Raw genomic sequence first — 12,147 nt, forward strand, 5'->3', positions numbered from 1 at the left:
CATGACGGCCCCACTGCCCACCGCGAATGACCCCACGCTGCTCAAGCGCAGCCTCGACGCGCTGAAGGACCTCCGGGCCCGGTACGAGGCCCTGGAGTCCCGGGGCCGGGAGCCCATCGCCATCATCGGCCTGGGGTGCCGCATCCCGGGGGGCGGGGAGACCCCGGAGTCCCTCTGGAAGATGCTGCGCGGCAAGGTGGACGCCGTCAGCGAGGTGCCCGCGGACCGCTGGGACCTGTCGCGCTACTACGACCCGGACGTGGCCGCGCCGGGGCGGATGCACATGCGCTACGGCGCGTTCCTGGACGCGCCCGACCGCTTCGACCCGTACTTCTTCGGCATCTCGCCCCGTGAAGCGGAGCAGATGGATCCGCAGCAGCGCCTCTTCCTGGAGGTGGCGTGGCACGCGCTGGAGGACGCGGGGCTGAGCGCGAAGGCGCTCGCGGGCACCGACACCGGCGTCTTCGTGGGCGCCAACGGGAACGACTACCTCCAGCTCCAGCTCTCCGAGCCGCAGGTGCTGGGCACGTATTCGCTGGTGGGCGGCACGAACTGCATCATCCCCAACCGGCTCTCGTACCTGCTGGACCTGCGCGGGCCGAGCATGGCCTTCGACACGGCCTGCTCGTCGTCGCTGGTGGCGGTCCACCAGGCCTGCCAGAGCCTGCGCCACGGAGAGAGCTCCACCGCCATCGCGGGCGGGCTCAACCTGCTGCTGTCGCCCGTGGTGTCGGTGGCGCACTCCAAGGGCCTGCCGCTGGCGCCGGATGGGCGCTGCAAGACGTTCGACGCGCGCGCGGATGGCTACGTGCGCGGCGAGGGCTGCGGCGTCGTGGTGCTCAAGCGCCTGTCGGACGCGCTCGCGGCCGGGGACCCGGTGTGGGCCGTCATCCACGGCTCGGCCGTCAACCAGGACGGGCTCAGCAACGGCCTCACCGCGCCCAACGGCGGGGCCCAGCGCGCCGTCATCCGCAAGGCGCTGGAGCGCGCGCGGCTCACCGGCGCGGAGGTGGGGCTCGTCGAGGCGCACGGGACGGGCACCTCCCTGGGCGACCCCATCGAGGTGGAGGCCCTCCGCGAAATCTACGGCGACGCGGAGGGCGAGCGGCGGCCCTGCGCGCTCGGCTCCATCAAGACGAACATCGGGCACCTGGAGGCGGGCGCCGGCATCGTCGGCATCCTCAAGGTCGCGCTGTCGCTCAAGCACGGCGTCATCCCGGCGAACCTGCACTTCCAGGCGCTCAACCCGCACATCTCGCTGGACGGCTCGCGGCTCTACGTGCCCACGGAGTCCACGCCGTGGACGGACCCCGCGGAGCGCCGGTACGGCGCGGTCAGCTCGTTCGGCGCGGGCGGCACCAACGCGCACGTCGTGCTGGGCACCCTGGAGTCCGCGCGGCCCGGGGTGGCCTCGCTCCCGGCCGTCGCCTACGCGGAGCGCGCGCACCTGCTGGTCCTGTCCGCCCGCGGCCGCACGGCGCTGTCGAACGTGGCCCGGCGGCTGGTGGACCACCTGACGAGCGGCCCCGGCCAGCAGGAGTCGCTGGAGGACGTCTGCGCCACGGCCGCGCTGCGCAGGACGCACCACGACCACCGGGTGGGGCTCGTCGTCCGCTCCCGCGAGGAGGCCGTCCAGCAGCTGCGCGCGCTCCAGCAGGGCGTCCTGCCCCCGGGGGCTGCTTCGGGCACCGCCGGAAGGCCGGGGCGTCCGGTGTTCCTCTTCCCCTCGGAGCCCCGGCTGTCCGGGGCAGGGCTCGCGGCGCTGGGCCGCGACTGTCCGGTGTTCGCCCAGGCCCTGGAGCGTTGTCGCGGCGCGCTCCAGCCGGGGCAGGACGTGGGCGGGGTGGGGGAGCACTTCGCCGTGCAGGTGGCGCTCGCCGAGCTGTGGCGCTCGTGGGGCGTGGAGCCGGGCGCGGTGCTCGGGCAGGGGGTGGGGGAGATCGCCGCGGCCCACGTCGCGGGCGCGCTGTCGCTGGAGGACGCCGCGCGCGTCGCCCGCGAGTGCGCGCGCCTGCTGGCGAAGGGAGACGCGGCCGCCGGAGCGCTGGGCGCGGCGCTGGCGGGGCTGACGCCTCGGCCCACGGTGGTGCCGCTCTACTCGGCGGATGGGACGGTGCTGGACGGCGAGTCCCTGGGCGCCGGGGCCTGGGCGAAGTGCCTGCGCCGGCCCGGGCCGGTGGCGCCGGCCATCGAGGAAGCGCTGCACGCGGGCCACCTGCTCTTCGTGGAGCTGGGCGCGGAGCCGGTGCTCGCCGTGCCGGTGGCGGAAGCCGCCGCGCGCCTGGAGCTGCCGGACGTGCTGGCGGTGTCCAGCCTCCGGGGGAACCAGGACGCGCTGGGCGTCCTGCTGATGTCCGCGGCGGCGCTCCACGCGGCGGGGCTGGGCCTGCGGCTGGAGCGGCTGCTGGCGCCCCACCACCACTTCCTCCGCCTGCCGACCTATCCCTTCGAGCGCGAGTCCTTCTGGTTCAAGGAGCGGCCCGTCACGGTGCTCGCGTCGGTGCGCTCCACCAGCATGGAGCTGCCCCGCACGGAGGTGCGTGACACGCCCCCCGAGCCCGGCCGTCGCCCCGCGGAGGCCCGAGCCCCGGCTTCGGCGCAGCTGACCGGCTGGGGGGCACTGCCGGAGCGCGAGCGGACCACGAAGCTGCGGAGCCTGGTGCACGCGGAGGTGGCGCGCATCCTGAAGTTCGACGCCGCGCGGCTGGACCCCAAGGGCGGCTTCTTCCAGATGGGCATGGACTCCGTGATGGCCGGACAGCTGCGCAACCGGCTGGAGCAGCAGCTGGGGCGCAAGTTCGCCGTCACCGTCATCTTCGAGAACCCCACCGTGGAGCGGCTGTCCCGGCAGCTGGGCACGTTCCTCACGCCGCCCCCGGCGCCTCCCACCCCGCCGCGTGAGCCGCAGCCCCTGGCGTCCCAGGGCCTGGCCCCGGTGACGGGAGGCGGCACCGACAGCATCGCCGACCTCCTGGCCCGGGAACTCGAAGAGACCTCCTCCATCTCCAGCAAGGACCTGTCATGAGCACCCCGCCGGTTTCCACCGAAGCGTCCAACCGCGACGAACTGCTCCAGCGCGCCCTGGAGCGCATCCGTGAGTTCCGCGGGAAGCTCGACGCCGTCGAGTCCCAGCGCTCCGAGCCCATCGCCGTGGTGGGCATGTCCTGCCGCCTGCCGGGCGGCAACGACGACCCCGCCTCGCTGTGGCGCTTCCTGCGCTCCGGGGGCGACGGCATCCGCGCGTTCCCCGCCGAGCGCGGCGCCGCGGCGACCCCGGAGGGACAGCCCTTCAAGGGCGGGTTCCTGGAGCAGGTGGACCGGTTCGACGCGGGCGTGTTCGGCATCTCCCCGCGCGAGGCCGCGACGTTGGATCCCCAGCAGCGCCTGTTCCTGGAGGTGAGCTGGGAGGCCCTGGAGAACGCCGCGCAGCCCTTCGACAAGCTCGAGGGGAGCATGGCCGGCGTGTTCGTGGGCATCACCAACTACGACTACTGCCAGAAGCTGATGCAGGAGACGCCCATTGATCAGCTGGACGCCTACTGCCTCACCAGCAACGCGTCCACGTTCGCGGCCGGGCGCCTGTCGTACTGGCTGGGCCTGCGCGGTCCCAGCCTGTCCGTGGACACGGCCTGTTCCTCTTCCGCCGTCGCCCTGCACCAGGCATGTCAAAGCCTGCGCGCGGGGGAGTGTTCGCTAGCACTGGCGGGCGGCGTGAACGTGCTGCTGTCGCCGGAGTGGTTCGTGGTGCTGTCGCGCGCGGGCATGCTGTCGCCGGACGGCTACTGCAAGACGTTCGACCGGAACGCCAACGGCTACACCCGGGGCGAGGGCTGCGTCGTCTTCGTGCTCAAGCGCCTGTCGGACGCGGTGGCGGCGAAGGACCACATCCACGCGCTCATTCGGGGCTCGTGCGTCAACCAGGACGGTCGCAGCGGCGGCCTCACGGTGCCCAACCCCGCCGCCCAGCAGGACGTCATCCGCGGCGCGCTCAAGGCCGCGCGCGTGGGGGCGGACCGCGTCAGCTACGTGGAGACGCACGGCACGGGGACGCCGCTCGGCGACCCGATAGAGGTCCGCGCGCTGGGTGCGGCGCTGGGCGAGGGACGGGCGGAAGGGGACCGCATCCACATCGGGTCCATCAAGGCCAACATCGGGCACCTGGAGCCGGCGGCGGGGGCCGCGGGCCTCATGAAGGTCATCCTCGCGCTCCAGAACGAGGAGCTGCCGCCCCAGGTGCAGTTCCGGGAGCTGAACCCCGAGATCGACCTGGACACGCTGCCGGTGGCCATCTCCACCCGGCCGGAGGCCTGGCCGCGCGCGGAGCGTCCGCGCATCGCGGGCGTGAGCTCGTTCGGCGCGAGCGGCACCAACGCCCACCTGGTGGTGGAGGAGGCCCCGGCCGTGGTCCGCCCGGCGCGGGCCTTCGAGCCCGGCACGCAGCTCTTCACGCTGTCCGCGCGAAGCCCCGCGGTGCTGGCGCGGCTGGCGGGACGGCACGCGTCGCACCTGGCGACGCATCGCGACCTGCTGCTGGAGGACGTGTGCTTCAGCGTGAACACCGGCCGGGCCCGGTTCGCGGAGCGCGTGGCGCTGCCCGCGGACGACCTGGAGTCGCTCCAGCACGCGCTGTCCGCCATCGCGGCGGGTGAGCTGCCCGCGGGGGCGTCCCTGGGACGCGCGCAGGTGGGGCAGGCGCCGAAGGTGGCCTTCCTCTTCACCGGCCAGGGCAGCCAGTTCCCGGGCATGGCGGTGGAGCTGCACGCCTCGCAGCCGGTGTTCCGGCAGGCGCTGGACCGCTGCGCGGAGGCGCTGAAGGCCCACTGGGACGTGCCGCTGCTCACGCTCTTGCGCGGGGAGGGCTTCACGGCGGGCCTGCTGGATCAGACCCGCTACACCCAGGCCGCGCTCTTCTCCGTGGAGTACGCGCTCGCCATGCTCTGGAAGAGCTGGGGCGTCGTCCCTGCCGCGGTGCTGGGCCACAGCGTGGGTGAGTACGTCGCGGCCTGCGTCGCGGGCGTCTTCGAGCCCGAGGCGGCCGTGTCGCTGCTCGCCGTGCGCGGCGCGCTCATGCAGGCGCTCCCGGCGGCGGGCGCGATGGCATCCGTCTTCGCCAGCGAGGCCCAGGTGCGCTCGGCGCTGGAGGGCAAGGCCGCCTGCGTGTCCGTGGCCGCGGTGAACGCGCCGGACAACATCGTCATCTCCGGCCAGGCGGACGCCGTGGAGCAGGTGCTCCAGGCGCTGACGGCGCAGGGCCACAAGCACAAGCGCATCAACGTCTCGCAGGCGTTCCACTCGCCGCTGCTGGACCCGATGCTGGACGCGCTGGAGCAGGCCGCGTCAGGGCTCACGTTCCAGGAGCCGTCCATCCCGCTCATCTCCAACCTGACCGGCCGGCCCGTGGACGCCAGCACGCTGGGGCCGCGCTACCTCCGCGACCACGCCCGCGAGGCCGTGCGCTTCCAGGCCAGCATGGAGTGGCTGTTCGAGAACGGCTTCGACACCTTCGTGGAGGTCGGCCCCGCGCCGCACCTCATCGGCATGGTGAAGCGCTACGCGCCCGCGGGGGACCGCGCCTTCCTGCCCTCCATGCGCAAGGGGCTGGCTCCCCAGCGCTCCATGCTGGAGAGCGCGGGCGCCCTGTACACGCGCGGCGCCGACCTGGACTGGGACCACCTGCACGCGGGCCTGGCGCCGCGCCGGGTCCCGCTGCCGACGTACACCTTCGACCGGAAGCGCTACTGGTACGCCGCCCCCGCGCCCGGTGCCGCGGCCCGGTCCCCGGCCTCCGCGCAGGAGGTCGAGGCGGGTTCCACGACGCTGCTGGGCCACCGGCTGCCGTCGCCGCTGCCCTCGGCCCAGTTCCGCGTGCGGTACGACGCGGCCCAGCACCCGTGTCTGGCGGACTGCCGGATGGGCGGGATGCGGGTGGTGAACGTGGGCGTCTTCCTGGAGGCCGCGCTCCAGTCCTGGCACGCGCTGACGCCGGGAGCAGGCGCCTGCCGCGTGGAGGGCCTGTCGGTGCGGCGCGGGCTCCTCATGGACGACGAGGAGACGCGCGTCGCGCAGCTGGTGGTGGAGCCCGTGGACGGGAAGGGCGAGCGGAGCTTCGCGCTCCACAGCCTGCCGCCGGGCGCTTCGGAGGACTCCAGCGCGTGGTCGGTGCACGTGGAGGGACGGCTCGCGGAGGCCCGCGAGGAGAAGGACCTGGAGTCCGCGGACGCCATCCTCGCGCGCTGCGGGCAGACGCTGGACGGCGCGGAGTTCTACGCGCGCATGGAGAAGCGCCAGCTGGTGCTCGGGCACTCGGCGCGCTGGATTGAGCAGGTCCGCTTCCGCGAGGGCGAGGCGCTCGCGACGATGCGGGCGCCTGACGCGAAGGAGGCGGAGGGCTACCGCGTCCACCCGGGCCTGGTGGACGCGCTCTTCCAGGCGGTCTTCGCGTGCCTGCCGGGCGACGTGCCCGAGGACGCCATCTACATGATCGTCGAGGTCGCGCGCTTCGTCGTCGGTCCCGCCACGCCGGCGACCGCGACCCGGGCGCACGTGCGGCTGCGGCCCTGGAAGGACGGGGACACGACGATCGTCGCGGACGTGGACGTGGCGGACGCGCAGGGCCGCGTCTTCCTGCGCGCCGAAGGGGCGCTGCTCAAGCGCACGACGGTCCAGGCGCTCCAGAAGGTGACGCGCGCGGAAGTCACGCCGTCGGCGAGCGCCGCCCGCCCCGCTTCGTCGGGCCTGCGGGACGTGCTCGCGCGCCTGCAGGTGGCGGAGCGCACGCCCCGGCTCGTGGAGTGGCTGCGCGCCCAGGTCGCCGTCATCCTCCGCGCCTCCGCTTCGGACGTGGACGTGGACGCGCCGCTCGCGCACGCGGGCTTCGACTCGCTGATGGCGCTGGAGCTCAAGAGCGCCGTCGCCAACGAGCTGAACGTGGCGCTGTCGCTCGGCGGACTGCTGGCCGGCGCGAGCCTCAAGGCGCTGTGCACGGAGATCCTCGGGCAGCTCTCGCTGGAGGCCCCTCCCGCGAACGGCGCCGCGGAGCCCGCGCGGACCGCGAGCGCGGAAGCAGCCCCGGTGGAGGTGTTGGTGCACGACGGGGAAGGGCGCCACCAGCCCTTCGGCATGACGGACCTCCAGCAGGCGTACCTGCTGGGCCGCACGCGCTCCTTCGAGCTGGGCGGCGTGTCCACCTACTTCTTCCTGGAGGTGGACCTGCTGGGCGTGGACCTGGAGCGGCTGGGCTCCAGCCTGGACGTCATCATCCAGCGCCACGACATGCTGCGCGCGGTGGTGACGCCGGACGGCCAGCAGCGCGTGCTGCCCACGGTGCCCTCGTTCGTCATCCGCACGGTGGACCTGCGGGGGCAGGACGCTGGCCAGGTGGAGCGCGCGCTCGCGGCCCTGCGCACGGAGATGGCCACCCAGGTCTTCCAGACGGACCGCTTCCCGCTGTTCGACGTCCGGGCCACGCGCCTGGATGGCGAGCGCACGCGGCTGCACCTGGGCTTTGACGCCCTGGTGGTGGACGCGTGGAGCACGTCGCTGCTCTTCAAGGAATGGTCCGCCGTGTACCGCGAGGGCGCCGGGGCGCTGCGGCCCATCGACATCACCTTCCGGGACTACGTGCTGGGCGTGCAGGCGCTGGAGGCAGGCCCCGCGTACGCCGCCGCGGAGAAGTACTGGCGCGAGCGCGTCCCCAAGCTGCCGCCCGCGCCGGAGCTCCCCATGGCCCGCCACCCGGGCACGCTGGAGCTGCCGCGCTTCACGCACCGCTCGTTCCGGCTGCCCAAGGCGCAGTGGGCGCGCTTCAAGGAGCTGGCGCGCGAGGCGGGCGTCACGCCCTCCATGGTGATGTGCGCGGCCTACGCGGAGGTGCTGGCCACCTGGGGCCGCAGCCGCGCCTTCACGCTCAACGTGCTGTTCTTCAACCGCGTGCCGCTGCACCCGCACGTGGACCGGGTGCTCGGCAACTTCAGCGCCACCACGCTGCTGGAGGTGCAGGTGGAGCGCGGGGAGTCGCTCTCTTCGCGGGCCCAGCGGCTTCAGCAGCAGCTGTGGAACGACCTGGACCACGCGTCGTTCAGCGGCGTGCGCGTGCTGCGGGAGCTCAACCGGCGCGACGGCGACATGCGGCGCGCCCGCATGCCCGTGGTCTACGCGAGCACCATCAACTTCCACTCGCGCGAAGGTGACGCCGCTCCAGCGGGCCTCGCGCAGCACCTGCTCACCATGGGCACGGGCGGCGAGGAGATCCACAGCAGCATCCGCACGCCCCAGGTGTTCCTGGATCACCAGGTGGTGGAGGACGGCGGCGGGCTGGTCCTCAACTGGGACGTGGTGGAGGAGCTGTTCCCGGCGGGGATGATCGACGCGATGTTCGAGGCCTACTCGGGCCTGGTGACGCGGCTGGCGGCGGAGCCCGCCGCCTGGACGGAGCGCACGCGGCTGCTGCTGCCCGCGGAGCAGCTGGACGCCCGTCGACAGGCCAACGCGACGGCCGCGCCCGTGGCGCGGGGCCTGATGCACGAGCCGTTCGTGAGGGCCGCGGCGCTCCAGCCAGACCGGCCCGCGGTCATCACCTCGCGCCGCACGCTCACCTACGGGGAGCTGGACGCTGCCTCCAACCGCGTCGCGCACTGGCTGCGCGAGCAGGGGGCGAAGCCCAACGCGCTCGTGGCCCTGGTGATGGAGAAGGGCTGGGAGCAGGTCGTCGCCGCGCTCGGCGTGCTCAAGTCCGGCGCCGCGTACGTGCCCATCGACGCGCACCTGCCTCCGGCGCGCCTGCGCTACCTCCTGGAGAACACGGGGACGAAGCAGGTGCTCACCCAGTCCTGGCTCAAGCTGGACCTGTCGGGCGTGGACCCCGGCGCGGTGCTGGCCATCGACGGGCCGGAGGCGCAGCGTCCCCCGGCGGACGCGCTGCCTGCGGCGCAGCGTCCGGAGGACCTGGCGTACGTCATCTACACGTCCGGCTCCACGGGGCACCCCAAGGGCGTGATGATTGAACACCGGGCGGCGCTCAACACGCTGCTGGACGTCAACACGCGCTACGGCGTGGACGCGGACAGCCGGGGCTTCGCGCTGTCGGCGATGAACTTCGACCTGTCGGTGTGGGACGTCTTCGGCCTGCTGGCCGCGGGCGGCGCGCTGGTCATCCCGGAGCCCGGGGAGCTGCGCGAGCCCGGCCGCTGGCTCCAGCTGGTGCGCGAGCACCGCGTGACGGTGTGGAACAGCGTCCCCGCGCTGATGGAGATGATGACCGACCACCTGGCGGGCCTGGGCGAGACGTGGCCCCAGCTGCGGACGGTGATGATGAGCGGCGACTGGATCCCGGTGTCGCTGCCGGAGCGCATCCGCGCCGTGGCCCCGAACGCCGCCGTCTACAGCATGGGCGGCGCCACCGAGGCGGCCATCTGGTCCATCGTGTACCCCATTGGCGACGTGGACCCGGCCTGGCCCAGCATCCCCTACGGCAAGGCGCTGCTGAACCAGCAGATGCTGGTGCTCGACGACGCGCTGATGCCGTGCCCCACCTGGGTGCCGGGGCAGATCTTCATCGGCGGCGTGGGCGTCGCGCGCGGCTACTGGAAGGACGAGGAGAAGACCCGCGCCAGCTTCATCCGCCACCCGCTGACGGGCGAGCGGCTGTACCGCACGGGCGACCTGGGCCGCTTCCTGCCGTCCGGCGACATCGAGTTCCTGGGCCGCGAGGACTTCCAGGTCAAGGTCCAGGGCTTCCGCATCGAGCTGGGCGAGATTGAAAACGCGCTGCTCCAGCACCCGGGCGTGCGCGCCGCCGTCGCGTCCGCGGTGGGTGAGAAGCGGGGCAACAAGCGGCTCGTGGCCTACGTGGTGCTGGACGCGGAGGCGCCCCCGGCGCTGGACGCCCTGCGCGAGGCGCTGCGCACGAAGCTGCCGGAGTACATGGTGCCGCAGACCTTCGTGACGCTGGACTCGCTGCCGCTCAGCGCGAACGGGAAGGTGGACCGCGGCGCGCTGCCGGCCCTGGAGGGCACGCAGCCGCAGAAGCAGACCGGCGTCCGGGTGCCGCCGCGCACCGAACTGGAGAAGACGCTGGCCGGCCTCTGGGAAGGGCTCCTGCCGGGCCCCGTGGGCGTCCACGACAACTTCTTCGAGGTGGGCGGCAACTCGCTGCTCGCGGTGCGGCTGATGGCGCGGCTGCGCCAGGAGCTGGGCCGGGAGCTGCCGCTGGCGACCCTCTTCGAGATGCCCACCATCGCGCTGCTCGCCGCGTCCCTGGAGGGGCCGGAGACGCCGCGGCGCGAGGGGCGGGGCGCGCTGGTGCCCATCCAGCCCTCGGGCACGCGGCCGCCGCTCTTCCTGGTGCACCCGGTGGGAGGCAGCGTCCTCTGCTACGCGGAGCTGGCGCGCAAGCTGGGGGCGGATCAGCCCGTCTTCGGGCTCCAGGTGCCGCCCGGCGCGCCGCCCCGGTCCATCGAGGCCATGGCCGCGGCGTACCTGGAGGCGCTGCGCGACGTGCAGCCGCGCGGCCCGTACCACCTGGGCGGCTGGTCCATGGGCGGCGTCGTCGCCTACGAGATGGCACGCCAGCTCCAGGCGGCGGGAGACACCGTCTCCACGCTCGCGCTCATCGACGTGCTCGTCCCGCCGGCGGGGCAGGGCGGGGACGCCATGGACGAGGCGGCGCTGATGGCGCGCTTCGCCGAGGACCTGGGCGCGCTGTCGGCCCGCCGCGTCTCGGTGGACGCCGGCGCGCTGCGGGCCCTGCCCGCGGACGCCGTGCTGGAGCGCGTGGTGGAGGACCTGCGGGCGCAGGAGGCCATCGCTCCGGAGCTCGACCGCGCGACGCTGGGGGCGCACGCGGAGGTGTTCAAGGCGAACATGCGCGCCCTCACCGCGTACCAGGCCCGCCCCTACGCCGGCCGCGTCTGGTTCTGCCGGGGCGCACAGCCCGGAGGAGCCTCGCGGCAGAACGCGGAGGCGTGGCTGGGGCTCACCTCGGGCGGCCAGCTCGTGGAGCTGGAAGGCAACCACTACACCCTGTTCAGCCACGGGCTCGACGCGCTCGTGGGCTCGCTGTCGTCCGCCCTGCGCGCCTGAGCCGGGGCTGCTGCTTCGTTCAACGTGTTTCGTTCACAAGGAGTGCACCGTGTTTCATCGTCTGAGTCCGTGGATCCTGGGTGTGGCCCTGCTGGGCATGGCTGGCTGTTCCGATGATGGCGAGACCGTGGATGCCTGCGTCGACGGCAAGGCCAAGAAGGTCTCCGAGAAGGAGCTGTCCAAGCTGCTGAAGGACGGCGCGTACCGTGGCATGTGCGACCTGATGGAGAACCGCGTGTCGTTTGGCGACGGTTACGTGCAGTCCATCGTCCAGAAGAACCCGGACGGCTCCGTGAAGGCCATTGGCGTCACCGTGGATCAGGCCGCCATGGACACCCTGCCCATGCTGCCCAACCTGCCCACGAACGACGGGCAGACGTGCTGGGACACGAACAACGACGGGGTGACGGACCCGGAGAAGGAGTGCAACGGCGGCCACGAGCGCGTGCTCTGGTTCCCCAAGATGAAGGACGTCCCCTTCCAGTGGATCATGTTCAACTGGCAGGGCCGGGGCCACGGCCCCATCGGCGCGTTCGACAAGGGGCACTTCGACCTGCACTTCTTCATGCAGGACTTCGTGAAGCGCAACTTCATCCGCACCGGTCCGTGCGGCGTCTACACGGACTGCAACGACTACGCGAAGGCCATCAAGGATCCGCCGGCGCCCTTCTACCCGACGGGCTTCGAGAACCAGAAGGGCGTGTCCGCGCGAATGGGCAACCACCTGGCGGACATCGCCGAGTCGCCCTTCAACGGCGAGCCCTTCACGCAGGCGTTCGTCTACGGCGCGTATGACGGCCACATCACGTACTTCGAGACCGTCGTCGAGGGCGGCTTCGCCAAGAGCAAGCCCGCCGAGGACTGCCGCGTCATCAAGGCGCCCCCGGCGATGGAGGTCTCCGGCCTCTACCCGACGCGCTACTGCTTCCGCTACCGCGAGGACCGGGGCGACTACCTGATGACGCTCGAGGACTTCGAGTACCGCACCGCGCCCAACTGAGCTGAGCCCCCCACGCGAGCGGCCGTGCACCGGAGCGGATCCGGTGCGCGGCCGCTCGTTGTTTCCTC

General features: G+C 73.0%; 3 protein-coding genes. All 3 read left to right on the forward strand.

Annotation, left to right across the window (positions count from 1 at the left end; translation table 11 throughout):
- Position 1: 1 nt before the first annotated feature.
- From AABA78_RS28810 to AABA78_RS28820, 3 genes are read left to right on the forward strand one after another with little or no spacing between them, the layout of a single operon-like run.
- Entirely contained in the window at positions 2–3,025 is a 3,024-nt protein-coding gene (locus AABA78_RS28810) for a type I polyketide synthase (protein WP_338267861.1), read from the forward strand.
- Positions 3,022–11,079, forward strand: coding sequence for a hybrid non-ribosomal peptide synthetase/type I polyketide synthase (locus AABA78_RS28815; RefSeq protein WP_338267862.1), 8,058 nt, complete (start codon positions 3,022–3,024; stop codon positions 11,077–11,079). Before AABA78_RS28810 ends, AABA78_RS28815 begins: the two co-directional genes overlap by 4 nt.
- Positions 11,080–11,128: 49 nt before the next feature.
- Positions 11,129–12,079: a hypothetical protein gene (locus tag AABA78_RS28820; RefSeq protein ID WP_338267864.1), complete on the forward strand. Its 951-nt coding sequence runs from the start codon at positions 11,129–11,131 to the stop codon at positions 12,077–12,079.
- Positions 12,080–12,147: the final 68 nt, after the last annotated feature.

Origin of the sequence: Corallococcus caeni (assembly GCF_036245865.1) — a bacterium.
In the GTDB taxonomy this organism is placed as follows: domain Bacteria; phylum Myxococcota; class Myxococcia; order Myxococcales; family Myxococcaceae; genus Corallococcus; species Corallococcus caeni.

Bases quoted from the DNA above. Each gene is read 5' to 3' on its own strand.
- AABA78_RS28815 (WP_338267862.1), top strand. From the start codon at position 3,022: ATGAGCACCCCGCCGGTTTCCACCGAAGCGTCCAACCGCGACGAACTG.
- AABA78_RS28810 (WP_338267861.1), top strand. From the start codon at position 2: ATGACGGCCCCACTGCCCACCGCGAATGACCCCACGCTGCTCAAGCGC.